The organism is Achromobacter sp. D7-1, assembly GCF_059760445.1.
On record NZ_JCBAMT010000002.1, the window covers coordinates 57237 to 83505 of the forward strand.

29 protein-coding genes are annotated in these 26269 nt (G+C 63.9%); 10 read left to right on the forward strand and 19 right to left on the reverse strand.

What is annotated here, in order from left to right:
• The first annotated feature begins 128 nt into the window (after positions 1-128).
• Entirely contained in the window at positions 129-1556 is a 1428-nt protein-coding gene (locus AC6LKD_RS01540) for an NAD-dependent succinate-semialdehyde dehydrogenase (protein ID WP_013397008.1), read from the forward strand.
• 91 nt (positions 1557-1647) lie between these two features.
• On the opposite strand, the gene AC6LKD_RS01545 is transcribed toward AC6LKD_RS01540, so the two are convergent.
• On the reverse strand, positions 1648-2607 hold the full coding sequence (locus tag AC6LKD_RS01545; protein ID WP_013397009.1) for an AraC-like ligand-binding domain-containing protein: 960 nt from the start codon (positions 2605-2607) through the stop codon (positions 1648-1650).
• A 168-nt stretch (positions 2608-2775) separates the two neighbouring features.
• Here AC6LKD_RS01545 and AC6LKD_RS01550 point away from each other — a divergent pair, with 168 nt between their 5' ends.
• The 6 genes from AC6LKD_RS01550 to AC6LKD_RS01575 are packed head-to-tail and all read left to right on the forward strand — an operon-like array spanning position 2776 to position 8475.
• Positions 2776-3672 (forward strand): alpha/beta fold hydrolase, encoded by an 897-nt coding sequence (locus AC6LKD_RS01550; protein ID WP_498114837.1) that lies wholly within the window; start codon positions 2776-2778, stop codon positions 3670-3672.
• A gap of 12 nt (positions 3673-3684) precedes the next feature.
• The gene (locus AC6LKD_RS01555) at positions 3685-4857 is read left to right on the forward strand and encodes a substrate-binding domain-containing protein (protein WP_013397011.1); all 1173 of its coding nucleotides are present in this window, start codon (positions 3685-3687) and stop codon (positions 4855-4857) included.
• 15 nt (positions 4858-4872) lie between these two features.
• Entirely contained in the window at positions 4873-5643 is a 771-nt protein-coding gene (locus tag AC6LKD_RS01560; RefSeq protein WP_498114839.1) for an ABC transporter ATP-binding protein, read from the forward strand.
• A complete protein-coding gene (locus AC6LKD_RS01565; RefSeq protein WP_498114841.1) occupies positions 5640-6389 on the forward strand; it encodes an ABC transporter ATP-binding protein in 750 nt (249 codons plus the stop codon). Before AC6LKD_RS01560 ends, AC6LKD_RS01565 begins: the two co-directional genes overlap by 4 nt.
• On the forward strand, positions 6386-7396 hold the full coding sequence (locus AC6LKD_RS01570) for a branched-chain amino acid ABC transporter permease (RefSeq protein ID WP_207467313.1): 1011 nt from the start codon (positions 6386-6388) through the stop codon (positions 7394-7396). The genes AC6LKD_RS01565 and AC6LKD_RS01570 overlap by 4 nt, the downstream gene beginning before the upstream one ends.
• Positions 7397-7407: 11 nt before the next feature.
• A complete protein-coding gene (locus tag AC6LKD_RS01575) occupies positions 7408-8475 on the forward strand; it encodes a branched-chain amino acid ABC transporter permease (protein ID WP_013397015.1) in 1068 nt (355 codons plus the stop codon).
• Positions 8476-8487: 12 nt separating this feature from the next.
• On the opposite strand, the gene AC6LKD_RS01580 is transcribed toward AC6LKD_RS01575, so the two are convergent.
• From AC6LKD_RS01580 to AC6LKD_RS01660, 17 genes are all read right to left on the reverse strand, one after another.
• The gene (locus AC6LKD_RS01580; RefSeq protein WP_013397016.1) at positions 8488-8991 is read right to left on the reverse strand and encodes a hypothetical protein; all 504 of its coding nucleotides are present in this window, start codon (positions 8989-8991) and stop codon (positions 8488-8490) included.
• Positions 8992-9103: 112 nt separating this feature from the next.
• Complete coding sequence (gene rpsQ / locus AC6LKD_RS01585) at positions 9104-9385, reverse strand: 30S ribosomal protein S17 (protein WP_006216549.1); 282 nt, start codon at positions 9383-9385, stop codon at positions 9104-9106.
• 2 nt (positions 9386-9387) lie between these two features.
• On the reverse strand, positions 9388-9579 hold the full coding sequence (gene rpmC / locus AC6LKD_RS01590) for a 50S ribosomal protein L29 (protein ID WP_003806912.1): 192 nt from the start codon (positions 9577-9579) through the stop codon (positions 9388-9390).
• An 11-nt stretch (positions 9580-9590) separates the two neighbouring features.
• On the reverse strand, positions 9591-10007 hold the full coding sequence (rplP, locus tag AC6LKD_RS01595) for a 50S ribosomal protein L16 (RefSeq protein ID WP_006392071.1): 417 nt from the start codon (positions 10005-10007) through the stop codon (positions 9591-9593).
• Positions 10008-10009: 2 nt separating this feature from the next.
• Positions 10010-10804: a 30S ribosomal protein S3 gene (gene rpsC, locus AC6LKD_RS01600; RefSeq protein ID WP_006216553.1), complete on the reverse strand. Its 795-nt coding sequence runs from the start codon at positions 10802-10804 to the stop codon at positions 10010-10012.
• Positions 10805-10813: 9 nt separating this feature from the next.
• Entirely contained in the window at positions 10814-11143 is a 330-nt protein-coding gene (rplV, locus tag AC6LKD_RS01605; protein ID WP_013397017.1) for a 50S ribosomal protein L22, read from the reverse strand.
• 3 nt (positions 11144-11146) lie between these two features.
• On the reverse strand, positions 11147-11422 hold the full coding sequence (rpsS, locus tag AC6LKD_RS01610; RefSeq protein ID WP_006216555.1) for a 30S ribosomal protein S19: 276 nt from the start codon (positions 11420-11422) through the stop codon (positions 11147-11149).
• A 12-nt stretch (positions 11423-11434) separates the two neighbouring features.
• Positions 11435-12262 carry a 50S ribosomal protein L2 gene (gene rplB, locus AC6LKD_RS01615; protein WP_013397018.1) on the reverse strand — a complete coding sequence of 276 codons (828 nt, stop codon included), beginning with the start codon at positions 12260-12262 and terminating at the stop codon, positions 11435-11437.
• On the reverse strand, positions 12263-12559 hold the full coding sequence (gene rplW, locus AC6LKD_RS01620; protein ID WP_006216557.1) for a 50S ribosomal protein L23: 297 nt from the start codon (positions 12557-12559) through the stop codon (positions 12263-12265).
• Positions 12556-13176, reverse strand: coding sequence for a 50S ribosomal protein L4 (rplD, locus tag AC6LKD_RS01625; RefSeq protein WP_013397019.1), 621 nt, complete (start codon positions 13174-13176; stop codon positions 12556-12558). Before rplD ends, rplW begins: the two co-directional genes overlap by 4 nt.
• A gap of 4 nt (positions 13177-13180) precedes the next feature.
• Positions 13181-13870: a 50S ribosomal protein L3 gene (gene rplC, locus AC6LKD_RS01630; protein ID WP_013397020.1), complete on the reverse strand. Its 690-nt coding sequence runs from the start codon at positions 13868-13870 to the stop codon at positions 13181-13183.
• Between the two features lie 446 nt (positions 13871-14316).
• Positions 14317-14628 carry a 30S ribosomal protein S10 gene (rpsJ, locus tag AC6LKD_RS01635; protein WP_003806903.1) on the reverse strand — a complete coding sequence of 104 codons (312 nt, stop codon included), beginning with the start codon at positions 14626-14628 and terminating at the stop codon, positions 14317-14319.
• A gap of 75 nt (positions 14629-14703) precedes the next feature.
• Complete coding sequence (tuf, locus tag AC6LKD_RS01640) at positions 14704-15894, reverse strand: elongation factor Tu (RefSeq protein WP_013397021.1); 1191 nt, start codon at positions 15892-15894, stop codon at positions 14704-14706.
• Positions 15895-15972: 78 nt separating this feature from the next.
• Positions 15973-18075, reverse strand: coding sequence for an elongation factor G (gene fusA, locus AC6LKD_RS01645; protein ID WP_013397022.1), 2103 nt, complete (start codon positions 18073-18075; stop codon positions 15973-15975).
• A gap of 18 nt (positions 18076-18093) precedes the next feature.
• Positions 18094-18564, reverse strand: a complete 471-nt coding sequence (gene rpsG, locus AC6LKD_RS01650) for a 30S ribosomal protein S7 (protein ID WP_006216561.1) — start codon at positions 18562-18564, stop codon at positions 18094-18096.
• 166 nt (positions 18565-18730) lie between these two features.
• Positions 18731-19108 (reverse strand): 30S ribosomal protein S12, encoded by a 378-nt coding sequence (gene rpsL, locus AC6LKD_RS01655; protein WP_005017264.1) that lies wholly within the window; start codon positions 19106-19108, stop codon positions 18731-18733.
• Between the two features lie 573 nt (positions 19109-19681).
• On the reverse strand, positions 19682-20383 hold the full coding sequence (locus AC6LKD_RS01660) for a response regulator transcription factor (protein WP_013397023.1): 702 nt from the start codon (positions 20381-20383) through the stop codon (positions 19682-19684).
• 270 nt (positions 20384-20653) lie between these two features.
• On the opposite strand from AC6LKD_RS01660, the gene AC6LKD_RS01665 reads away from it, so the two are divergent.
• Genes AC6LKD_RS01665 through AC6LKD_RS01675 form a run of 3 tightly spaced genes read left to right on the forward strand, consistent with a single transcriptional unit; the run spans position 20654 to position 24851 of the window.
• Entirely contained in the window at positions 20654-21370 is a 717-nt protein-coding gene (locus AC6LKD_RS01665; RefSeq protein WP_013397024.1) for a response regulator transcription factor, read from the forward strand.
• Positions 21371-21406: 36 nt separating this feature from the next.
• Positions 21407-22516, forward strand: coding sequence for a FecR domain-containing protein (locus AC6LKD_RS01670; protein WP_498114846.1), 1110 nt, complete (start codon positions 21407-21409; stop codon positions 22514-22516).
• 10 nt (positions 22517-22526) lie between these two features.
• Positions 22527-24851, forward strand: coding sequence for a CHASE2 domain-containing protein (locus tag AC6LKD_RS01675; RefSeq protein ID WP_498114848.1), 2325 nt, complete (start codon positions 22527-22529; stop codon positions 24849-24851).
• Between the two features lie 12 nt (positions 24852-24863).
• Here AC6LKD_RS01675 and AC6LKD_RS01680 read toward each other — a convergent pair whose 3' ends face one another.
• Positions 24864-26129 (reverse strand): serine/threonine-protein kinase, encoded by a 1266-nt coding sequence (locus AC6LKD_RS01680; RefSeq protein ID WP_498114850.1) that lies wholly within the window; start codon positions 26127-26129, stop codon positions 24864-24866.
• Between the last annotated feature and the right edge of the window lie 140 nt (positions 26130-26269).

The window sequence follows — 26269 nt, forward strand, 5'->3', positions numbered from 1 at the left end:
ACTTGCACCGGCAGATTGGCTCCAATGCGCCGCCGGCCATTGGCCCTCCCCTCGACGGACAAGCTGGTTTAGACTGGCATGGGCGACAGTGATCGCTATCCACTCCTATTTCGCAAGGGAAGACAGGCATGTATGAACAGTTGGCGCTGTATATCGACGGCGAATTCGTCGCCGGAGAGGGCAGGCGCACCCAGGACGTCATCAACCCGGCCACGCTGGAAGTTCTCGGCCAGTTGCCCCACGCCACCGAAGCGGATCTGGATCGCGCGCTAGCCGCCGCCCAGCGCGCATTCGAGTCGTGGAAGAAATCCTCTCCCATGGACCGTTCGGCCATCCTGCGCAAGGTCGCGACGCTGTCGCGCGAGCGCGCCAAGGAAATCGGCCGCAACATGACGCTGGACCAGGGCAAGCCGCTGGCCGAAGCCGTGGGCGAAGTCACCTCCTGCGCCGAACACGCCGACTGGCACGCCGAGGAATGCCGCCGCATCTACGGCCGCGTGGTCCCGCCGCGTAATCCCGACGTGCGCCAGTTCGTGGTGCGCGAACCCATCGGCGTCTGCGCCGCGTTCACGCCCTGGAACTTCCCGTACAACCAGGCCATCCGCAAGATCGCCGCCGCGCTCGGCGCCGGCTGCACGGTGGTGCTGAAGGGTCCTGAAGACTCGCCCAGCGCTGTCATGGCGATTGCCCGCATGTTCCATGATGCCGGCCTGCCCAAGGGCTGCCTGAACATCGTCTGGGGCGAGCCCGCCAAGATCTCGGACTACCTGATCCGTTCGCCGATCGTGCGCAAGGTGTCGTTCACCGGCTCCGTGCCGGTGGGCAAGCAGCTGGCCGCGCTGGCTGGCGCCCACATGAAGCGCGTCACGATGGAACTGGGCGGCCACTCGCCCGTGCTGGTGTTCGACGACGCCGACATCGACCGCGCCGCCACCATGCTGGCCAAGTTCAAGGTCCGCAACGCTGGCCAGGTGTGCGTGTCGCCCACCCGCTTCTACGTCCAGAACGGCGCCTACGAACAGTTCCTTGCGCGCTTCTCCGAAGTGCTGAAGAACATCAAGGTCGGCGACGGCCTGGAAGAAGGCACCGACATGGGCCCGCTGGCGCACGAGCGCCGCGTCCCCGCCATGAGCGCCTTCATCGACGACGCCAAGAAGCATGGCGGCAAGGTCGTGGTCGGCGGCGGCCCGCTGGACCGCAAGGGCTTCTTCTTCGCCCCCACGGTCGTGACCGATCTGCCCGACAACTCCATGCTGATGACCGAAGAGCCCTTCGGCCCGGTCGCGCCGGTGGTCCGCTTCACGGATACCGATGAAGTGCTGCGCCGCGCCAACAGCCTACCCTTCGGCCTGTCGTCCTACGTGTTCACGAACTCGCTGCAGACGGCCACCAAGGTCTCCAACGGCCTGGAAGCCGGCATGGTCAACATCAACCATTTCGGCAGCGCGCTGGCCGAGACGCCCTTCGGCGGCATCAAGGACAGCGGCATCGGCAGCGAAGGCGGCCTGGAAACGTTCGACGGCTACCTGGTCACGAAGTTCATCACGCACATCTGACCCTGACGGCAACACAAAGCCCCGCAGCAACCCTGCGGGGCTTTTTCTTGTCTGGCATCTAGAACGCCAAGCGGAGCCGACAGAGGGCTCGTCAGGAACTCGCCCGCAGATCGCGCGGCGTCATGCCGAAGCGGCGCTTGAACAGCCGGCTGAAATGCGAGGGATGCGAGAAGCCCACCTGGTAGGCCAGTTCGGCGATGCTGCGGTGGCTATGCTGCGGATTCAGCAGCAGTGCGCGGCACTTGTCGAGCCGCTGATCGAAAATGAAGGATTCCACCGACAGGCCGCCCGCGCGCAGGATGCGATGCAGGTAAGCCACGGACAAGCCGCAGCCCTGCGCCACCTGTTGCGGCGACAGCGCCGGATCCGCCAGATGCTGGCGGATGTAGGCCAGCACGCGCTGGCGGTGCGCCAGCGTGACGCTGCTGTCCGACTCCGACGCGTGCCCCTGACCCGACTGCACCAGGAACAACACGATCAAGTCGATCAGGCGCTCGCCGAGTTCCGAGGCTTCAAGGTCCGACCAGCCGTCCACGCCCTTGAACAGGTGGTCCATGTAGCTGGCCAGCAAGGCGCCGCGCGGCGAGCCGTCATCGACGCGCAGCTTGTAGAAAGCGCCGATGCGGGAATCGCGCTGCAGCAATGCGCTACGCGGAAACGATACGCTCAGGCTGCGGTAACCCGACGCACCCTGCGCCGTGGCCTGATAAGGCAGGCTCTGGTTCATCAGGTAGACGCAGCCAGGTTCAACCTGGAATTCCCGCCCCTGCTGCTGCACGGCCAGAGGTCCTGCCAGCGGCAGGCCGAAGGTATAGAACTCCTGGTCCAGGCGCGACACGTTGCCGGTGGTGCGCTCCAGCTTCTGGCCCTGGTAATGCAGGTCGTTGAACTGCAGGCTGCCCCGGCGCGCGTAGCGCACATGTCCGGCGAAACTGTCGGGCCGGCCGCGATGCACCTCGAACGGACCGAACGCGTGCGACAACGCCGCGCGCCATTCGTCGCGCCGGTCAGCGCTGGCGCTGGCCGAAATGGCGAATTCCGTATCGGACATGGCTCGGTCTCCTTGGACGCCGGCGCCGCGGCCGGGCGCTCGTGATCCTGCGTCTACATATTCTTGACTCACCCTGCTGCGGGGCGTCCGGCGCCTTGAAGGCGCGCTTGGCGCAAGTCTATATTCAGCCCGATAAGCACACAACCTGGACAACCCGGGAGGAGACTCATGGCACCAGCGCCCACAGCGGCCGGCCGCCACGCGCCGGCTTCGCGCTACCTGCGCTGCGCAGGCCGCGAGCTGCACTACACCGAATGGGGCGCCGCCGACGCGCCCCCCGTCATCATGTGGCATGGGCTGGCCCGCACCGGCCGCGACTTTGACGACCTGGCCCAGGCGCTGGCGGATGACTACCGCATCATCTGCCCGGATGCGATCGGCCGCGGCCTGTCGCAATGGAGCCCCGACCCGGTTGCCGAGTACCAGCTGGATTTCTATGCCACGCTGGCCCGCGCCCTGGTGGACGGGTTGTCGCTGGCGCGCGTGCGCTGGGTGGGAACGTCCATGGGCGGCGCCACCGGCATGCACGCCGCCGCCACCACCTTGCGCGACCGGATCTCGCATCTGGTCGTCAATGACATCGGCCCGGAGCTGCCGCAAGCCGCCATCGACCGCATCGTGGCCTACGTCGGCGCGCCGCCGGCTTTTGACACGGTCACGCAACTGGAAGCCTGGCTGCGCGTCGCCTACAAGCCCTACGGCTGGCAGAGCGACGAGCAATGGCGCCGGATGGCCGAAACCTCGGTGCGCCGGCTGCCGGACGGCCGCATCACCCTGCACTACGACCCGGCCATCGTCGGCCAGTTCAGCAACCATCCCGCCGACTACGACCGCTGGAGCGGCTATGACTCGCTGCGCATGCCGCTGTTGCTGCTGCGCGGCGCCGATTCGGACCTGCTGCTGCCCGAGGTTGCCGATGCCATGACCCGCCGCGGACCCTGCGCGCAGCGCATCGACTTCCCCGATTGCGGCCATGCCCCTGCCCTGAACGTCGCCCCCCAGATCGACGCCATCCAACTATTCCTTGCCACGCCGGACCACACGGCGGATCACCGCCCCCAATAACAGGAGACTCCCATGAAACGCGTCCTGCTCGCCGCGCTCGCCGGCCTCTGCATGAATTCCGCGATAGCGGCAAAAGACTTCGTCGTGGCCCACGTCTACGACAAGACCGGCCCCCTCGAAGCCTATGCCAAACAGACCCAGAACGGCCTGATGCTGGGGCTGGAATATGCGACGCAAGGCACCATGACGGTCGCCGGCCGCAAGATCCGCGTCATTGAAAAGGACAACCAGGGCAAGCCCGACGTGGCGCGCGCCCAGCTGGCCTCGGCCTACGCCGACGACAACGCCGACATCGCCGTGGGCCCGACCTCGTCCGGCGTCGCGCTGGCCATGCTGCCCATCGCCGAGGAATACGAGAAGATCCTGCTGGTCGAACCCGCCGTGGCGGATTCGATCACCGGCGACAAGTGGAACAAGTACATCTTCCGCACTGGCCGTAATTCGTCGCAGGACGCCATCGCCAACGCAGTCGCCTTCGATCAGGCCGGTACCTCGATCGCCATGCTGGCGCAGGACTATGCCTTCGGCCGCGATGGCGTGAAGGCATTCAAGGGCGCCTTGAAGAACGCCAAGATCGTGCATGAGGAATACCTGCCGGCCAACGCCACCGACTTCACCGCCGGCGCCCAACGCCTGTTCGATGCGCTGAAAGACAAGCCAGGCCGCAAGATCATCTTCATCCTGTGGGCCGGCGCGGGCAATCCGTTCAAGATCGCCGACCTGGATCCCAAGCGCTTCGGCATCGAGATCGCCACGGGCGGCAACACGCTGGCCGCCATGACGCCGCTGAAGTCGCTGGCCGGCATGGAAGGCGCCACCTATTACTACTACGGCATTCCCAAGAATCCGATCAATGACTGGCTGGTGGCGGAACACCAGAAGCGATATGGCCAGCCGCCGGACTTCTTCACCGCGGGCGGCATGGCCTCGGGCATCGCGATCGCGACCGCGCTGGCCAAGACCAAGGGCGACTCCGATACCGACACGCTGATCAAGGCCATGGAAGGCATGAGCTTCGATACGCCCAAGGGCAAGATGACCTTCCGCCCCGAGGACCACCAGGCCATGCAGTCCATGTACCACTTCCGCATCAAGAACGATCCGTCGGTGCCTTGGGCGGTGCAGGACCTGGTCAAGGAAATCACGCCGGACCAGATGTCGGTGCCGATCCAGAACAAACGCTGATCCCGCTGCCCATCCATGCTGGAAACCCAATCGCTCACGATCCGTTTCGGCGGACATGTGGCCGTCAACGAAGTCAGCTGCAGTTATGCGCCTGGCACCCTGACCGCCATTGTCGGCCCGAACGGCGCGGGCAAGACCACCTACTTCAATCTGATCTCCGGCCAGCTGCGCGCCAGCGCCGGAACGGTGCGCCTGAACGGGCGCGACCTGACCTCGCTGGCCGCGCCCGCGCGCATGCATGCGGGGCTGGGCCGCGCCTTTCAGCTGACCCAGCTGTTCCCACGCCTGAGCGTGCACGAGAACGTGCGGCTGGCTTTGCAGTCCCGCCAGCAAGGCATGGGCTGGCGCCAGATCCGGTTCTGGCGCACCTGGAGCGACGATCGCGGCCTGATCGAGCGCGCCGACGCGCTGCTCGAACGCACCCGCCTGTCCGCGCGCCGCGACCAGTCCGCCGCCGACCTGCCGCATGGCGACCAGCGCAAGCTGGAGATCGCCATGCTGATCGCCCTGGAGCCGCAGGTATTCATGTTCGACGAGCCGACGGCAGGCATGAGCGTGGACGATGTGCCCGTGGTGCTGGAGCTGATCCGCGAAATTAAGAACGATCCGAGCAAAACGATTCTGCTGGTGGAGCACAAGATGGACGTGGTGCGCGAATTGGCGGACCGCATCGTGGTGCTGCACAACGGCCAGCTGATGGCCGATGGCGACCCTGCTACGGTGATCGCCTCGCCCATTGTGCAGCAGGCCTATCTGGGCGTCAGCCCGACGGAGAAGCCGGCATGACGCAAGCGCTGCTGGAACTGAAGGACGTGCACACGCACATCGGCGCGTACCACATCCTGCACGGCGTGGATCTCGCCGTTCCGCCCGCGGCTGTGACCATGCTGCTGGGCCGCAATGGCGCAGGCAAGACCACCACGCTGCGCACCATCATGGGATTGTGGCGCGCGTCGCAAGGCCAGGTGAACTTCGACGGCGCGCCCGTCGGCGGCCCGGGCACGCGCACCTCGCCGCCCGACATGGCGCGCATGGGCATGGCTTACGTGCCGGAGAACATGGGCATCTTCGCCGACCTGTCGGTGAAGGAAAACATCCTGCTGGCGGCGCGCCAGGCCCGCAACGCCAGCCAGCTGGATACCGCAAGGCTGGAGTGGATCTTCGGATTCTTTCCGGCGCTGAAGAAGTTCTGGCTGCATCCCGCCGGCAAGCTCTCGGGCGGACAGAAGCAGATGCTGGCGGTCGCGCGCGCCATCATCGAGCCGCGCCGGCTGCTGCTGGTGGATGAGCCCAGCAAGGGCCTGGCGCCCGCCATCATCCAGAACATGATCGACGCCTTCATCGAACTGAAGCAGGCGTCCACCACCATCCTGCTGGTCGAGCAGAACTTCAACTTCGCGCGCCTGGTCGGCGATCACGTCGCCGTGATGGACAACGGTCGCGTCGTCCACGCGGGCGGCATGGCCGAGCTGGCCTCGGACGACGAACTACAGACGCGCCTCCTGGGCCTGTCGCTGGGAAGCCACCAATGAGCACGCTCGAAATCGATACCCCGCTGCCGCGCGTGCGCGCGGACCTGCGCCCGGTCCTGCTGGTGCTGGCCCTGGCCGCGCTGGCCCTGCCCCTGGTGGGTTCCTTCTCCACCTGGGTCACCCTGACCCTGGCGGGACTGGCCATGGGCATGATCATCTTCATCGTGGCCTCCGGCATGACGCTGGTGTTCGGCCTGATGGACGTGCTGAACTTCGGGCATGGATTGTTCATTGCCATCGGCGCCTATATGGCTGCCACGGTGCTGGGCGCCATGGCCGATTGGACGCAATCCGGCAGCCTGTGGATCAACCTGGGCGCGGTGCTGCCTGCGATGATCGTCGGCATGCTGGTCGCGGGCGCCGTGGGCCTGGCGTTTGAACGCGTGATCGTGCGCCCCGTCTATGGGCAGCATCTGAAGCAGATCCTGATCACCATGGGCGGCATGATCATCGGCGAAGAGATCATCAAGATGCTGTGGGGGCCGCAGACGATTTCGCTGCCGTTGCCCGAAGCGCTGCGCGGGGCCTTCCTGCTGGGTGATGCCGCCATCGAGAAATTCCGCATCGTCGCCCTGTTGACGGGGCTGCTGGTGCTGGGCGGCATGCTGTGGCTGCTCAACCGCACCAAGCTGGGCCTCTTGATCCGCGCAGGCGTCGAGGACCGCGAAATGGTGGAAAGCCTGGGCTACCGCATCCGCCATCTGTTCGTGGGCGTGTTCGTCGCCGGCTCGATGCTGGCGGGACTGGGCGGCGTGCTGTGGGGCATGTATCAGCAATCGATCGTGCCGCAGCTGGGCGCGCAGGTGAACGTGCTGATCTTCATCGTCATCATGATCGGCGGCCTGGGTTCCACCGTGGGCTGCCTGATCGGCGCGCTGCTGGTTGGGCTGATGGCCAACTACACCGGCTTCCTGCTGCCCAAGGCCGCCCTGTTCTCGAATATTGCGCTGATGGTCGCCATCTTGTTGTGGCGTCCACAGGGCGTGTATCCGGTCACGAATCGCTAGGAATCGCCGACATGTCCGTACGCCTGCTTTCCGGCGATCCCCCCCGCAGCACGCTGCTGGCCCTGGCGCTGATCGCCATCGTCGCTCTGCTCGCCACCGCGCCCTTCCTCTTTCCCGGTCCCAAGTCGCTGGCGGTGGCCGCCAAGATCCTGGTGTTCGTGATCCTCGTGGCCAGCTACGACCTGCTGCTGGGATACACCGGCATCGTCAGCTTCGCGCACACCATGTTCTTCGGCATCGGCGCGTATGGCGTGGCGATCGCCAGCATACGCATGGAACCGAGCTGGACGGCGGTACTCGTGGGCCTGAGCGGCGGACTGGTGGTATCGCTCGCGTTCGCCCTGCTGATCGGCCTGGCCAGCCTGCGCGTGCGCGCCATCTTCTACGCCATGATCACGCTGGCGGTGGCCGCGGCGTTCCAGACGCTGGTATCGCAGTTGTCCGATCTGACGGGCGGCGAGGACGGCCTGAACTTCAAGGTGCCGCAGATGCTGCGGCCGGCCTTTCGGCCCTTCTCCGAACAGATCTTCGGCGTGACGGTGGACGGCCGCATCATCACCTATTACCTGATCGCCGCGGTCTGCGTGGTGCTGTTCCTGCTGCTGCTGCGCATCGTGAATTCGCCGTTCGGCCGCGTGCTGCAAGCTATCCGCGAGAACCCGTTCCGTGCGGAAGCCATCGGCTACCGCACCGTGTTGTACCGCAGCCTGTCCAACCTGTTGGCCGCGGCCTTCGCGACACTGGCTGGCGCCATGTACGCGCTCTGGCTGCGCTATAACGGCCCGGATACCTCGCTGTCGTTCGAGATCATGCTCAACATCCTGCTGATGCTGGTGATAGGCGGCATGGGCACCATGTATGGCGCCGTGGTGGGCGCCAGCCTGTTCGTCTTCGCGCAGAGCTATCTGCAGGACGGCCTGCACGTGATCCACGATGCGGTGTCGGGCGTGGCGCCCTTGGCGCTGTTGTTCGAGCCGGATCGGTGGCTGCTGTGGCTGGGGATCCTGTTCGTGGTGTCGGTGTACTACTTCCCTACGGGCATCGCGGGGCGGCTGCGGGAACTGGCCGGGCGCCACTGAAGCCTGCCGTCATCAACGGCCGCGTTGACTCAGCGCATCCGCGTCGCGCCGCAAACCGTCAACTCGCTGCTGCATTTCGTCCAGGCTGCGGCGCGTGTCCAGGGAACCCCGGTTCAGCTGCGAGCCGGACGGGGTCGGCGCCAAGCTCGGCATGGTCATGTTTGCGCCAGGATTCAAAGGGATCATCGCGGGCGGATGCGGGTCGGCCGCAGGTTTCTCGCTGAGCAGCTTTTCCAGCACTCGCATCTGCTCCCTGCGTTCCCCGATGGCGCGTTCCTGGTCCATCAACGCTTGCTCATTCGCATCCTCTGTACCAAAGATCGCCGCATGATCACGCGACAACCCGTCCAGGCGCACCCGCGCATCGGGACCGGCATCGAGCAAGGCCCGGCCCAAGGCCGCGGGATCCTGCGCCGGCGGTGACTCCTGCCGCGTTTGCGCGGCAAGCGGAGGCGCCGCCATCCAGGCGCACGCCATCAACAAGCCAAGCCGGGCCGCGTTCATGAAACCGCGCATTGTCCTGATTCCTGGGTTCGACACAAAAAGTTCGGGCGAAAAAAAACGGCAAGGGTTTTATCCCTTGCCGTCTTATATCAGAACGGCGGACCGTTCCGATGGACTGCTTTACTTAGATGATACGTGCGGCTTCAACCAGACGCACCACGCGCCACGACTTCGAGCGCGAGATGGGACGGCCTTCAGCGATTTCAACCGTATCGCCTTCGTTGTACTGGTTCGATTCATCGTGCGCCTTGTACTTCGCGGAACGCATGATGATCTTGCCGAAGATGGGGTGCTTGACGCGGCGCTCAACGAGCACGACGACAGTCTTGTCCATCTTGTTGCTGACGACCTTGCCAACCAGCGTACGCTGGCGCTTGGCCACTTGGGTGTTTTGAGTTTCGCTCATCTTTATTTCCCTGCCTTCTCGGTCAGCAAGGTACGAACGCGCGCAATGTCGCGACGCACGTTGCGCAGCTGGCTGGTGTTGGCCAGTTGCTGCGTGGCCTTCTGCATACGCAGACCGAATTGTGCCTTCAGCAGGCTTTCGAGCTCTTTGCCGAGCTCGGCGGCGTCTTTCGAACGGAGTTCGCTAGCTTTCATGTTAGTACTCCTTAAGCACCGATATGACGCGCGACGAACGTGGTCGAAATCGGCAGCTTGGCAGCGGCCAGGCGGAAAGCTTCACGCGCGAGCTCTTCGCTAACCCCTTCCATTTCGTAGAGCACCTTGCCGGGCTGAATTTCAGCGACCCAGTACTCCGGGTTGCCCTTACCGTTACCCATACGGACTTCGGCAGGCTTCTGCGAGATGGGCTTATCCGGGAAAATGCGGATCCAGATACGGCCGCCACGCTTGATGTGACGATTGATGGCACGACGAGCAGCTTCGATCTGGCGAGCGGTCAGACGGCCACGGCCGGTGGCCTTCAGACCGTATTCGCCGAACGACACGTGGGTACCACGGGTCGCCAGACCGGTGTTGCGGCCCTTCTGCTCTTTGCGATACTTTCTGCGAGAGGGTTGCAGCATGGTTATTCTCCTTCAGGCGCCGGAGCAGCGTCCGCCTTGCGGGGACCACCACGACCACGACCACCCGGACGACCGGTGCGAGCACCGTCCGGACGATCACCACGCGGAGCGCGGCGCGGACGACGTTCTTCTTCGCGCGGGGCAGCGGTTTCCGGCGGCAATTCGCCGTTAGCCAGCATGTCGCCCTTGTAGACCCAGACCTTGATGCCGATCACGCCATAGGTCGTGTGGGCTTCGGAGGTGCCGTAGTCGATGTTGGCCTTGAGGGTGTGCAGCGGCACACGGCCTTCGCGATACCACTCGGTGCGAGCAATTTCGATACCGTTCAGACGGCCCGAGCTCATGATCTTGATGCCTTGGGCACCCAGACGCATGGCGTTCTGCATCGCGCGCTTCATGGCGCGACGGAACATGATGCGCTTCTCGAGCTGTTGCGAGATCGAGTCGGCGATCAGTTGAGCATCGGTTTCCGGCTTGCGGATTTCTTCGATGTTGACGTGCACGGGCACGCCCATCAGGCGCTGCAGATCAGCCTTCAGGCTTTCGATGTCTTCGCCGCGCTTGCCGATCACCACGCCCGGACGAGCCGAGTAAACAGTGATGCGGGCATTCTTGGCGGGACGCTCGATGATCACGCGACCGACGGAGGCGCTCTTGAGCTTCTTCTTCAGGTACTCGCGAACGCGAATGTCTTCGGCCAGCATCGTGCCGAAGGCCTTGTCGTCGGCGAACCAACGCGAGGACCAATTACGGGTGACCGCGAGACGGAACCCAGTGGGGTGAATTTTCTGACCCATCGTGACTCCTTAAGCTCCGACCTTGACCGTGATGTGGCAGGTCTGCTTCTCGATACGGTTGCCGCGGCCCTTGGCGCGAGCGGAGAAGCGCTTCATCGACTGAGCCTTGTCCACAAAAATCGTGGTGACTTTCAGTTCGTCGATGTCGGCGCCGTCGTTGTGCTCGGCGTTGGCGATGGCGGACTCGACAGCCTTCTTCAGGATGACGGCAGCCTTCTTCGGCGAGAAGGTGAGGATGTTCAGCGCTTGCGAGACGGACTTGCCGCGGATCAGGTCCGCAACCAGTCGGGTCTTTTGAGCGGAGATGTGAACCCCACGGATAATGGCAGTAGTTTCCATCGCTTACCTCTTCGCCTTCTTGTCCGCGGCGTGACCCTTGAACGTACGGGTCAGCGCGAACTCGCCCAGCTTGTGACCGACCATGTTCTCGTTGATGTAAACGGGAACGTGCTGCTTGCCGTTGTGCACAGCGATCGTCAGACCGATGAACTCGGGCAGGATCGTGGAGCGACGCGACCAGGTCTTGATCGGCTTCTTGTCTTTGCCCGCGACGGCCGTGTCCACCTTTTTGATCAGGTGAGCATCGACAAACGGGCCTTTCTTGATCGAACGTGACATAGTGTTCGCCTCTTACTTGCGCTTGCGCCGTTGGACGATCATATTGTTCGTCCGCTTGTTGCGACGGGTCTTGAAACCCTTCGCCGGGGTGCCCCACGGGCTGACCGGTTCGCGTGCTTCACCGGTACGGCCTTCGCCGCCACCGTGCGGGTGATCCACCGGGTTCATGGCAACGCCACGAACCGTCGGGCGGATACCGCGCCAACGCATTGCACCGGCCTTGCCGATTTGGCGCAGGCTGTGTTCTTCGTTACCGACTTCACCGATGGTGGCGCGGCATTCGATGTGCACACGGCGGACTTCACCGGAGCGCAGACGCACTTGAGCGTAGATGCCTTCGCGAGCCAGCAGGACGGCGGAAGCGCCGGCCGAACGGACCATCTGAGCACCCTTGCCAGGCAGCATTTCGACGCAGTGAATCGTCGTACCCACCGGGATGTTGCGGATCGGCAGCGTGTTGCCAGCGCGGATCGGGGCTTCGACGCCCGACAGCAGCGTGGCGCCAACTTCCAGACCGCGCGGAGCGATGATGTAACGACGTTCGCCGTCGGCGTAGCACAGCAGAGCGATGTGCGCCGTACGGTTGGGGTCATATTCCAGACGCTCGACCTTTGCCGGGATGCCGTCCTTGTCGCGACGGAAGTCGACGACGCGGTAGTGCTGCTTGTGGCCACCGCCACGATGACGGATCGTGATGTGACCGTTGTTGTTACGGCCAGAACCACGGGTCTTCTTTTCCAGCAGCGGCGCGTAGGGCTCACCCTTGTGCAGGTTCGGGCTGACAACCTTCACCATGCCACGGCGGCCAGCCGAAGTCGGCTTAACTTTTACGAGGGCCATTTACTTCACCTCCGCAAAGTCGATTTCCTGGCCGTCCTTGAGCGACACGTAAGCCTTGCGCTCATTGCGACGACGGCCAACGAATCGGCCAAAGCGCTTGACTTTGCCCTTACGGTTGAGGACCTGCACGGACTCGACCTGCACCTTGAAGAGCAGTTCGACGGCAGCCTTGATTTCCGGCTTGGTAGCGTCAGCCACGACACGGAAAGCGACTTGCTGATTCTTCTCAGCGACGAAGGTGGCCTTTTCGGTCACGATCGGGGCCAGAATGACTTGCATCAAGCGTTCAGCGTTCATCCCAGCATCTCCTCGAGTTGAGCGATGGCCGGCTTGGTGATCAGCACTTTCTTGTAGTGGACCAGCGACAACGGATCGGCATAACGGGGCTCGACAACGGCAACGTGCGGCAGGTTGCGGGTGGCGAGGTAAACATTTTCATCAACGCTGTCGGTGATGATCAGGACCGAGTCCAGGCCCAGGCTCTTCAGCTTTGCAGCTGCGTCCTTGGTCTTGGGCGATGCCAGATCGAACGATTCGACAACAGCGATGCGGTCTTCGCGAGCGAGCTGCGACAGGATCGAACGGATCCCGGCGCGGTACATCTTCTTGTTGACCTTCTGGCTGAAGTTCTCTTCCGGCGAGTTCGGGAAAATCCGACCACCGCCACGCCACAGCGGCGACGAAGTCATACCGGCGCGAGCGCGGCCGGTACCCTTCTGGCGCCAGGGCTTCTTGGTCGAGTGCTTGACTTCAGTGCGATCCTTCTGAGCGCGGTTACCCGAACGGGCGTTGGCTTGGAAAGCCACCACGATCTGATGAATCAGCGCTTCGTTGAAGTCACGGCCGAAGATGGTGTCGGGTGCGCTGAACGTAGCAGCGGCCTGACCTTGGTCGTTCAGGAGCTTGAGATCCATTTACTTATGCTCCCTTCTTGGCCGGGGCCTTGATGGCCGGGCGCACGATGATATCGGCGCCAGCGTGGCCGGGGACAGCGCCCTTGACCAGCAGCAGGCCACGCTCAACGTCAACGCGAACGACGTCGAGGTTTTGAACGGTGCGGGTGACATCACCCAGGTGACCGGCCATGCGCTTACCCGGGAAAATACGGCCCGGATCTTGTGCTTGACCAATCGAGCCCGGGACGCGGTGCGAACGGGAGTTACCGTGCGACGCGCGTTGCGAACCGAAGTTGTGACGCTTGATGGTACCGGCGAAGCCTTTACCAATGGTGGTGCCCGTGACGTCGACCTGTTGGCCGGCTTCGAACACCGATTCCACGGCGATCACGGAACCGGCCGCAAATTCAGCGGCGCGAGCGGGATCAAGGCGGAATTCTTTGAGGATGCTACCGGCTTCAGCGCCGGCTTTGGCGTAGTGGCCCGTTTGCGGCTGAGCCACACGCGAGGCACGACGAGTGCCATAAGCCACCTGGATCGCGGCGTAGCCGTCGGTTTCCAGCGACTTAACTTGGGTCACACGGTTGTTCGACACGTCCAGCACGGTCACCGGGATGGATTCACCTTCCTCGGTAAAAATGCGGGTCATGCCGACCTTGCGACCCACCAGCCCCAGCCGGTGAGCGGCGGGCGTGGGTGTCGAATTCGACATCGTTTTCTCCATTCCCGACTGCGATTGGTCGGGGCTAATCAGGCAAAAGGTAACGGCCTTTGCCCTACGACTATGTTCAACCTGGTCTGAATTCAGGCGGAGTGCGCCTTCCTATTTTCCATAGTTGCTCTTGCCACAAAATGGCAAGCTTGGCATATTAGCATGTTTTTTTCAGTCAGCACAAGCACTTAGCGTGCTTCGGCCTCATTGCAAGGGGCGATTTCGCCACACCCGGCGGATGTGGGCAGCGGCGGCGCTGCCTGACGGACCTGATTGCGGCAGTGAGCACCCGCTAACCAGAATGCGGAGGCGGGTTGAACACAACTGCCCGCCCCTGGGCAAACGTTGCGCGCAACGCAGCCAAAAAACAAAATGACCGCATCCATAAGGAAGCGGCCATCTTTTTCGTGCCTGCCGGCGAAGGTAGCAGGCCCGATACGCTTTACTTACTGCAGCGCGATTTCGACGTCGACGCCGGCCGGCAGGTCCAGACGCATCAGGGCGTCAACGGTCTTGTCGGTGGGATCAACGATGTCCATCAGGCGCTGGTGCGTGCGAATTTCGAACTGGTCGCGCGACGTCTTGTTGACGTGCGGCGAGCGCAGGACGTCATAGCGACGGATACGCGTGGGCAGCGGCACCGGGCCGCGGACAACGGCGCCGGTACGCTTGGCGGTGTCGACGATTTCAGCGGCCGATTGATCGATCAGCTTGTAATCGAAGGCTTTCAAGCGGATACGGATCTTTTGGTTTTTCATGGCGTTTCCTAAAGAACGAGAGGCGGGAGCGACGAGGCCACCCCCGCTGGTTGTTTGCTGCTTAAGTGATCCGGATTACTTCAGGATCTTGGCGACGACGCCGGCGCCGACGGTACGACCGCCTTCACGGATGGCGAAACGCAGGCCTTCTTCCATGGCGATCGGAGCCAACAGCTTGACCGTCATGGCCACGTTGTCGCCCGGCAGAACCATTTCCTTGTCGGCCGGCAGTTCGATCGTGCCCGTCACGTCCGTCGTGCGGAAGTAGAACTGGGGACGATAGCCCTGGAAGAACGGAGTGTGACGGCCGCCTTCTTCCTTGGACAGGATGTACACCTCGGACGTGAAGTCCGTGTGCGGGGTGATCGAGCCCGGCTTGGCCAGCACTTGGCCACGCTGGACGTCTTCACGCTTGGTGCCGCGCAGCAGGATGCCCACGTTGTCGCCGGCTTGACCTTGGTCCAGCAGCTTGCGGAACATTTCCACGCCGGTGCAAGTCGTCTTGACCGTCGGAACGATACCGACGATTTCGATTTCTTCGCCGACCTTGACGATGCCGCGTTCGATACGGCCGGTCACCACGGTGCCGCGACCCGAGATCGAGAACACGTCTTCAACCGGCATCAGGAACGTGCCGTCCACGGCGCGCTCGGGCGTCGGGATGTACGAATCCAGTGCTGCGGCCAGAGCCATGATGGCTTGCTCGCCCAGTTCGCCCTTGTCGCCTTCCAGCGCCAGCTTGGCCGAACCCTTCACGATCGGCGTGTCGTCGCCCGGGAAGTCGTACTTCGACAGCAGTTCGCGAACTTCCATTTCCACCAGCTCGAGCAGCTCGGCGTCGTCAACCATGTCAGCCTTGTTCAGGAAGACGATGATGTACGGCACGCCAACCTGGCGCGACAGCAGGATGTGTTCGCGGGTCTGCGGCATCGGGCCGTCAGCGGCCGACACCACCAGGATCGCGCCGTCCATTTGCGCCGCGCCCGTGATCATGTTCTTCACGTAGTCAGCGTGGCCCGGGCAGTCAACGTGCGCGTAGTGACGCGCTTCCGTTTCGTACTCGACGTGAGCCGTGTTGATCGTGATGCCGCGAGCCTTTTCTTCAGGAGTCGCATCGATCTGGTCGTAGCCCTTGGCTTCGCCACCGAACTTGTTCGACAGAACGGTCGTGATAGCGGCCGTCAACGTCGTTTTGCCGTGGTCAACGTGACCAATCGTACCCACGTTCACGTGCGGCTTGGTACGTTCAAACTTGCCTTTTGCCATGATCTCTATCCTTTGACTTTCAAGGAAACTTGGATTTCTGCCAGGACCGTCCGGATGGGCGGCCCCGGCAAGGGTTATTTACTTGGCCCGAGCGGCGATGACTTCGTCAGCGACGTTCTTGGGGGCCTCGGAGTAATGCTTGAATTCCATCGTGTACGTGGCACGACCTTGCGTCAGCGAACGCAGGTTCGTGGCGTAACCGAACATCTCGGCCAGCGGAACTTCGGCCTTGATGGTCTTGCCGCCGCCAACCATGTCGTCCATGCCCTGAACCATGCCGCGACGCGAGGACAGATCGCCCATCACGGTACCAGCGTAGTCTTCAGGCGTTTCGACTTCAACGGCCATCATCGGTTCCAGCAGCACGGGGCTGGCCTTGCGCAGACCTTCCTTGAATGCCATGGAGCCGGCCATCTTGAACGCGTTTTCGTTCGAGTCCACGTCGTGGTACGAACCGAAGAACAGCGTGACCTTGACGTCGACGATCGGGTAGCCAGCCAACACGCCCGAAGGCAGCGTTTCCTGGATGCCCTTGTCCACCGCGGGGATGTACTCGCGAGGAACCACACCGCCCTTGATGGCGTCCACGAATTCGTAGCCACCGCCAGGAGCCAACGGCTCGACCTTCAGAACCACGTGACCGTACTGGCCGCGACCGCCCGACTGCTTGACGAACTTGCCTTCAACTTCGTCGCAGGTCTTGCGGATGGTTTCGCGGTAGGCCACTTGCGGCTTGCCGACGTTCGCTTCCACGCCGAATTCGCGCTTCATGCGGTCAACCAGAATTTCCAGGTGCAGCTCGCCCATACCGGAAATGATGGTCTGGCCGGATTCTTCGTCGCTGCGCACGCGGAACGACGGATCTTCCTGCGCCAGGCGCGACAGCGCCAGGCCCATCTTTTCCTGGTCAGCCTTGGACTTGGGTTCCACGGCCTGCGAAATCACGGGCTCCGGGAAAATCATGCGTTCGAGCAGGATGTGGGAGTCGATGTCGCACAGCGTTTCGCCGGTGGTCACGTCTTTCAGACCCACCACGGCGGCGATGTCGCCTGCCAACACTTCCTTGATTTCTTCGCGGTTGTTCGCGTGCATCTGCAGAATGCGGCCGATACGTTCCTTCTTGCCCTTGATGGGGTTGTAGACCGTATCGCCCGACTTCAGGACGCCCGAGTAAACGCGCACGAAGGTCAGCTGACCCACGAACGGATCGCTCATCAGCTTGAACGCCAGAGCCGAGAACTTCTCGTCGTCGTTGGCTTCACGCGTGACGGGGTTGCCATCGTCGTCCTGACCGTCGACCGCGGGAATGTCCACGGGCGAAGGCAGGTAGTCGATGACCGCGTCCAGCATGCGCTGCACGCCCTTGTTCTTGAAGGCGGTGCCGCACAGCATCGGCTGGATTTCGCCAGCGATGGTGCGTTGACGGATGGCCAGGTTGATTTCTTCTTCGTCGAGCGAACCCGTTTCCAGGTACTTGTTCATCAGCTCTTCGGACGATTCAGCAGCGGCTTCAACCAGCTTTTCGCGCCATTCGTTCGCCAGGCCTTCCAGCTCGGCCGGAACGTCTGCGTAGTCGAACTTGATGCCTTGGCTGGCTTCGTCCCAAATGATCGCCTTCATCTTGACCAGGTCGACCACGCCTTGGAACGTGTCTTCGGCGCCGATGGGAATCACGATCGGCACGGGATTGGCGCGCAGGCGGTTCTTCAGCTGGTCATAGACCTTGAAGAAGTTGGCGCCGGTGCGGTCCATCTTGTTGACGAAGGCCAGACGCGGCACGCCGTACTTGTTGGCTTGGCGCCACACGGTTTCGGACTGGGGCTGAACACCGCCCACCGCGCAGTAGACCATGCAAGCACCGTCCAGGACGCGCATGGAACGTTCCACCTCGATGGTGAAGTCCACGTGCCCCGGGGTGTCGATGATGTTGATGCGGTGTTCGGGATAGTTCTTCGCCATGCCACGCCAAAACGCCGTCGTTGCTGCCGACGTAATGGTGATGCCACGCTCTTGTTCTTGTTCCATCCAGTCCATGGTGGCTGCGCCATCATGCACTTCGCCAATCTTGTGATTGACGCCGGTGTAGAACAGGATACGTTCGGTCGTGGTGGTTTTCCCTGCATCGATGTGCGCAGAGATACCAATGTTGCGATAGCGCTCGATCGGGGTTTTGCGGGCCATGGTGGGTTAGTCCTTAAATTACCAGCGGAAATGGCTGAAGGCCTTGTTGGCCTCTGCCATCTTGTGCGTGTCTTCGCGCTTCTTCATCGCGGCGCCACGACCTTCGGAGGCGTCGATCAGTTCGCCAGCAAGACGCAGATCCATCGACTTCTCGCCACGCTTCTTGGCGGCTTCACGGAGCCAACGCATAGCCAGGGCCAGGCGGCGCACGGGGCGCACTTCAACCGGCACTTGGTAGTTGGCACCGCCAACGCGGCGGCTCTTCACTTCGACGATCGGCTTGATGTTGTTGATCGCCAGGCTGAAAACTTCGATCGGCTCTTTGCCGGTCTTGGTTTGCACTTGCTCGAGGGCACCGTAGACGATGCGCTCGGCGACGGCCTTCTTGCCGTCCAGCATGACGACGTTCATGAACTTGGCGAGTTCGACGCTGCCGAACTTGGGATCGGGCAGAATCTCGCGCTTGGGTACTTCGCGACGACGGGGCATTGTTGCTTCCTTGTGTCTGTTCAGTTGAACCGTGTTTCATTACACGGCCATGGCCGTCCATGGAGACGACCCCTTACGTGCCGCGCACCTTCCCATCATCTGGATGGCGCGGTCGCACTTCCCTAGTGACGGACTGCCGCCACGCGGGGGTACTGCTGACTCGTTATTAAGCCTTCTTCGGGCGCTTGGCGCCGTACTTCGAGCGGGCTTGCTTACGATCCTTGACGCCTTGCAGGTCGAGGGAACCGCGCACGATGTGATAACGCACACCGGGCAAGTCCTTCACACGACCGCCACGCACCAGAACCACCGAGTGCTCTTGCAGGTTGTGGCCTTCACCGCCGATGTACGAAATGACTTCGTAACCGTTGGTCAGACGCACTTTGGCAACCTTACGCAGAGCGGAGTTCGGCTTCTTGGGGGTGGTGGTGTACACGCGAGTGCACACGCCGCGGCGTTGCGGGCAGTTTTCGAGCGCGGGGCTCTTGCTTTTGATGATGCTGACTTCGCGCGGCTTGCGCACGAGTTGGCTAATGGTAGGCATGACCTTTGAAATCCCTTTTACGTACCACTGGGTAAGTACTTACGTACTCGTCTCCTCAAGCAGTGAACTTTCGGAGAAGGCAGTTCGCGCAAAACCGCCTCAAACGTTCATATACGTAAAAGAGCGGGCTTGCCAACAAACTATGACAAAACGCACAAAGCTGGATGCCGTGGGGTGACGGCGCCGGAAAGACCCGTTGCCGCGAAGCCGTATGGCTTGAAACGAAAGGCTCGTGACGCACCTTGTTCCCAGACACCGTACTTCTGAACCCTACCGCGGCCAGATTTTGCGCGCGAAATAAAGCAGTAAGCCCTTTAGCATAACTGAGATCAAGGGCTGCTGTCAAAGAAAATTGTAAGCCGCGCGTGTGGCGCGTTGCCGGCAGAAGCATGCCAGTTAGGCGGCGCTCGTGAAAATTAGGGCCGCATACGCCGAAAATCGGGGTGCCTGAAATCAGGGTCATTGACTGCGGCAATCGGCAGGAGCAGCGATATGCTGACTGCGGATAGCGGCCGGGCGCTCTGGCGCCGGGGCTGCCGCCAGGCGCGGCACCGCCAGTATAGCCGTGCCCCGCTACTGGTCGGCGAACAGGTAGCCGCTGCCGTAGACCGTGCGGATGGGCAACATGACCCCGGCCAGCTCGGCCTTGCGACGCAAGCGGCTGACGATCACGTCGATGCTGCGGGAACCGCTGGCGCGGACTCCGCCCCCTTCCACCTGCAACTCGTCGCCCAGCTCGTTCCGGCCCACGGCCTTGCCCGCCACTTCCAGCAGCGAACGCACGATCAGGCGCTCATTGGCGGACAGCGAGATGGTGGCGCCCGTGGGCGCCGCCAGGGTCCAGCCCTGGTCGCGCAGCTCCCACTGGCCGTTCTGGGCCGGCTCGGCCAGGGACGGATCCTGCCCGGCGGGCAGGCGGCGCGCCAAGGACAGCAGGATGCAGGCCAGCTCGCGGGGATCCTGCGGATCTGGCAGACAGGCGTCGGCACCGCTCTGCAGGCAGCGCAGGCGGCTATCCACCGACATGCCGGTTCCCGTGACCACGATGCCCATGGACGATGAGCCGTGCAGGCGGGCCACCAGGGCATAGCCGATTTCGCCCAGGGTCCCGACATCCAGGACCACGACGTCAAAGCCGCCGCCGTTGAGCAATCCAAACAATTCGAGAGACGTCGAGCAACCGCGTGCAGAAATACCAGCTTGCAGCAATGCGGACACGGCGACGCCGCGGGCGGCCTCGTCGGGTGACATCATAAGTATGCGCAATTGATTCATATCTGTTCCATACGACCAACAACCTCGACCGGCTCCGCCCCACGCCTTACCGCGGGGGGGAGAACGATTGAGACAGTGTGGCGCGTTGTTACGCAACAACTCCAGTCAAGATTCGTCAACTTTGCAATGTTTGACAGTTCTTGCCATAACGTAGCCAGCCGGGGCCCCTCCCGAGTTATCATTCGTTTACACCTATATATTCCTTTCCCATCTTGCAGTAGGGCGCCATAGCGCGCGCTTGCGTAGCAAACCTTCGCGAGAACACGTCTGATGAAAATCGCGTCGCTGGAAGACGACCTGGATCAAGCACAACGCATCCAGCAAGTTCTGACCACTGCCGGATACACCTGCAGCAGTTATCAGCAAAGCCGGGATCTCCTGGCCGCGCTGCGCACTGAGCAATTCGACCTGGTGCTGCTGGACTGGCATTTGCCCGACATCGACGGCGACGATGTGGTGCGGTGGCTGCGCGCCAATATCGGCCCGCGCATCCCGGTCATCTTCCTGACCAATCGTTCCAGCGAGGACGATCTGGTGGAAGGTCTGCGCGCCGGCGCGGACGACTACATCGTCAAACCCCTGCGCCCCCTGGAACTGCTGGCGCGGGTGGCGGCCTTGCTGCGCCGCAGCCAGATCGCCGAACCCGCGGACGATGCCTTCGACGTGGCGCGCTATCGCATCGAACCCGCCGCCCGCACGATCACCCTGGATTCCGCCGTGGTGTCGCTCGCCCCCAAGGAATTCGAGCTCGCCCTGCTGTTTTTCCGTAATGTCGGCCGCCTCATGTCGCGCGACGTGCTGGCCGAATGCGTATGGAACCGGGAAATTCCCGCGACCTCCCGCACCCTGGACACCCATTTGTCGAACATCCGGCAAAAGCTCCAGCTGCGTCCCGAACACGGCGTGCGCCTCACGTCCTCTTATGCGCTGGGCTACCGGCTGGAGCAAATCAGCTCGCCGGAAGACATCGCAGCCAATCCGCAGTAAGCGCCTGCGCGCGCCCCCCCTGGAGAACCGATAGTCATGAGCCGCTGCCGCGCGCTTTCTTTGCTTGCCATGATCTCCTGCCTGGCGCTGATGGCGCCGACCCGCAGCCAGCCCGCTGGCGCGCTTGGGGACGACTTCATCTACCGTGTGCGCCAAGGCGATACGTTGATCGACCTGGCAACCCGATATACCCACAAGCAGGCCAACTGGAGCCAGCTGCAAACCCTGAACAAGGTAGTCACGCCGGAAACGCTGCCCATCGGGCTGGAATTGCGCATCCCGCTGTCCATGATTCCCGTGCGGCCCGCCGACGCCCGCGTCGTGCACGTCAGCGGCCAGGCGAATGTCGACGGCAAGGCCTTGCGGGCCGGCGACACCGTGGCTGAAGGCAGTACGGTCGGCACCGCTGCCAACGGCTTCGTCACGCTGGAACTGGCCGACGGCTCCAAGCTGACGCTGCCGGCCGGCGGCTCGGTCGAACTGACGCGCCTGCGCCAATTCGAAGGCACTGCGCTGACGGATTCCGTCGTCCGGGTGCAAAGCGGCGGCGTGGAGTCGTCAGTGGCGCCCTCCGGTCAAGGCGTGGGCCGTTTCGAGATCCGCACACCGGTCGCGGTCACTGGCGTGCGCGGCACGCGCTTCCGCGTACAAAGTGGCGCGCAGGGCGTACATAGCGAAGTGCTGGAAGGCAGCGTGCGTCTGCAGCCCCACGCACCCGGATCGCCCCCAGCCAAACCGGTCGCGGTGGCCACGGGCTACGGCGCCGCGGTGGGCTCGGACGGCGCGGTCTCGGGCATGCGCGCGCTGCTCGATGCGCCGCAACTGGGCACACCCACACGCGCGGGCGGCGGCACCTGGACCGCCGACGTCTCGCCCGTGTCCGGCGCGCAGAGCTACGTGGTGCGCGTCTCGCGCGATGCCGAAGGCGCGTTGCCGGTATCTTCGACGAGCTTTCCCAGCAACGATATCCGCTTCGCCGCGCCCGGTCCGGGAACCTATTACGTGTCCGTGCGCGCGGTGGATGACCTGGGCCTGAACGGACGCGATGCGATCGCGACCTTCGAGGGCGCGAACATGCTCCTGACCTCCGACGGCTCGGGCGTGGCCAGCGGCACGGGCGGCCTGATCACGCTGACCGATTACTAGAGCCCGTCTCATGGCCGACGCCGCCGATCCGCAGGACCGGACCTCGCGCTCAGGGCTGTGGCTGACGGTGGTTTTGGCGGTGCTGGCCGCCATCCTGGGCTCGTTCAATGGCCTGGGGCGCTTCGATCAAATCCTTTATGACCGCGCCTTGTCGTTGAGCGGGCGCGACGCCGATCGCGACATCCTGATCGTCGCGATCGACGACGACAGCATCAAGGCGCTGGGCCATTGGCCATGGCGGCGCGCGGTCCACGCGGCGTTGCTGGACCGCCTGCAAGGCGCCCGCGCCGTGGCGCTGGACCTGATCTTCGCCGAACCGGACATGGCCAATCCGAACGACGACCGCATCCTGGCCGACAGCATCCGGCGACATGGCCGTACGGTCCTGCCGGTCGTGCTGGACCGGCTCGACCGCCCTTCGGCAGTCAACGAGCCCATCCCCGGCGTGGCGCAGGCCGCCGCCGCCAAAGGCTTCATCAACGCGCGCATCGACCCGGATGGCGTGGTGCGCGCAGCAACCCTCAGCGCGCAGCTCGGAGACCGCCGTTGGAACCATCTGGCCATGGTCATGCTGGACGTCGGCGGCCAAGCGGATGCGGCACAGAAACTGTTGAACCGCGCCGCGCCCGACGGCAGCATCCTGATCCCCTACTCCGGTCCCACCGCGCATACGCGCACCGTGTCCTACCTGTCCGTGCTGCGCGGCGACCTGTCGCCCGACGAACTGCGCGGCAAGTATGTGCTGGTCGGCGCCTGGGCTACCGGCCTGGGCGACGCCTACCCGACGCCGGTGTCGCACGACGTCAGCGGCATGTCGGGGGTGGAGATCATCGCGAACCTGCTGCACGCGGCGCGCGACGATATCGCCTATCGGCTGCCGCCCGCCTGGAGCAATGCGCTGTTCGCGGCGCTGCCCGTGCTGCTGGCCTGCCTGGCCCTGTGGCGGCTGTCGCCCAAGCAGGCCCTGCTGGTCAACCTGGCGCTGTTCATCGTCATACTGCTGATGGCGTTCCTGCTGCTGGCCTATGCCTATGTGTGGTTCGCGCCGGCTGCGGCGCTGCTGGGCGTGGCGCTGTGCTATCCGCTCTGGAGCTGGCGCAGCCAGGAGGCCGCGTTGCGCTACATGGACAACGAATTGCGCCGGCTGCAGCGCGAGTACCCGCCGGTGTTGAACGAGGCCGGCGCCCAGGGCGCGGGTCCCAGCGCGTCGCTGGAAAGTCGGGTCGGCGAGCTGCGCCGGGCGCTGGCCCGCGTGCGCAACCTGCGCCGCTTCCTGGCCGACGGCCTGGACGGCATGCCGGACGCCACGCTCGTTTTCGATCAGGACGGCCGCATGCAATTCCGCAATCAGGCCGCGGTCATGTATTTTCAGCGGCTGGGAATGCGCCCTCCCCGCGTCGGGCGCCGGGCCACCCATCTGCTCGAAAAGACCATTTCCGATCCCGCCACGCGCCAGCGCGTGGCCGAGGCGCTCAGCGGCCAGGGACCGGTCGCGGCGTCATCGCCATGGAGCGCCGACCTGGAAGTACGCGACCATGCCGGACGCGACCTGATCCTGAAATGCGCGCCCATTCACACCGCCGAAGGCGACTTCGCCGGCACCGTCGCCACGCTGACTGACATCTCGCGCATCCGTCAGGCGGAGCGCCAGCGCGAGGAAACCTTGCGCTTCATCTCGCATGACATGCGCGCCCCCCAAAGTTCCATTCTCGCGCTGGTCGAAATGAAGCAGGAGGGCGGCTCGCCCGAGAACCAAAGCGAAACCCTGGGCCGCATCGCCGCACTCGCCAACCGCACCTTGCGCCTGGTCGACGACTTCGTGCACCTCACTCGCGCCGAGTCGATGACAATCAGCGCAGTGGAACTGGATCTGGGCAGCCTGCTGCAAGACGCCGTGGACGAGTTCTGGGCCTCGGCGCAGAAACGCGGCATCGAACTCGTCCTCGCGCTGCCGCTGCCCGCCGCCTATGTCCGAGGCGATCAAACCTTACTCATGCGCACGCTGTGCAATTTGATCGACAACGCGATCAAGTACAGCCCGCCGCAAACCCGGATCGAATGCGGCATCGACGAGGAGCCCGGCTTCTGGCGTGCCAATATCCGCGACCAGGGCCAGGGCATTGCGGCGCAGGATCTGGCGCGGCTGTTCGAACCCTTCTCGCGCGTGGGCGTCGAAACCCGCGGCGACGTCGGTGGCGCCGGCCTGGGTCTGGCGTTCGTGCGCACGGTCGCCGAACGCCACGGCGGAACGGTCGAAGTCAGCAGCGAACTGGGTGCGGGTTCAGTCTTCACGCTGCGCCTGCCCATGGCGCCAGAAGAGATCTCCGCGACGTAGCCGCGGCGCCCCCTATTGGAAGACGTGCGAGATCACGGCGGGCTTGCCTGCCTTGACCTCCAGCGTCGTACGGTACGGCGGCAGGCCGGCATTGCGCAGCACCACCTGGTACTTGCCGGGAATCAGCCGCAGTTCCTTGACCGGCGGACTGATGCCGCGCGCCACGCCATTGATCCAGACCTCGCCCCATGGGCGGATGTCCAGCCGCACCAGCATCGGAATCGGCTTGGGTTTGGCGGTCTCTTCGGCCACGGCTGCGGGAGCCTCGGCGGGCACGGCCGTGGACGGCACGGCCACGGTCGCTGGCGCCTCCGCAGGCGGCGCCGACGGAGGCGGAGTTTCGCCCAGGACTGGCGCGCTTTCCGGCGCAGGCGTCTGGGGCGCCGATTCCTGCGGGGCTCGAAGCTCGGGAGGCGATGGCGGCGCCACCGGCCCGGCGCCCGGCGCGGGCGGCGGCATCGGATGCACGGCCGGCGGATTCGGCTGAACCACTTCGGACCGGGTGATCAGCGCGTTGGGAGCGCCCATTCCAGACTCGAACCAGGCATATACGCCCGCTCCGATCAGCGCCACGACGAGCAGCAGCACCAGCAGGGGATGGCGTCCGCGCGCCGGTTGGTGCGCCGCAGCGGCGGCTGCAGGCGGCGCCGCATGGGAGGCCGGCAACGGGGCGATCAGATCCGGCGCTGTCTCGACCTGAGCGGCGATGCCCAGCATGCCGGCCAGATCCGCCAGCGTCTGCGGCCGATCAGCGGGCGCCATGGCCAGGCCGGCATCGATCGCGGACAAGAAGTCCTGGCTGTACTTCGGCAATCCCAGGGAGGCGAGCGGCTCGTAGGTATCCTCCGCGCGGCGCTCGGGCGCCGGCGCCGGCTTGCTCCCTATGACCAAGGCGTGCATCACCGCGCACAGGGCGTAAATATCGCTCCACGGGCCGCGCGGCCATTCCACCGAATCGCTATAAAGCTCGAACGGCGCAAAACCGGGGGTCGGCGTGCGGGTGGCTCGGCGCGAACGCGCCACGACCAGTTCCGGCACCAGATGGGCGCGGGCGCTTTCGTCCATGCCCACGGTATCCAGCGAAATATCGCCGCAGATTTCACCCTGGGCGTGCAGGGCCATCAAGGATGGCAGCAGGTCAGACAGAAGCCGCTTGATGCGGGTTTCCGGTACGCCCCCCGCCGTGCTGGCGGCGATGGCGCTCAGCGGACGCAGTGCAAGCGGCGCGGCGCCGGAAAAGGGGCCACGCGGCGTCAAGAGGCCGGCGGAAGAAGACATGATCGGGACTGGCGCTGTCGCATGACAGCTAAATTAACGATGGAATAAGGCGAATATTATCCAATCCGCACCGCCAGGACATTGCGGAAAATGTCCGAGCGCATCAGGCTGTGGCACGATAGCGTACCGCTAAACCTCTC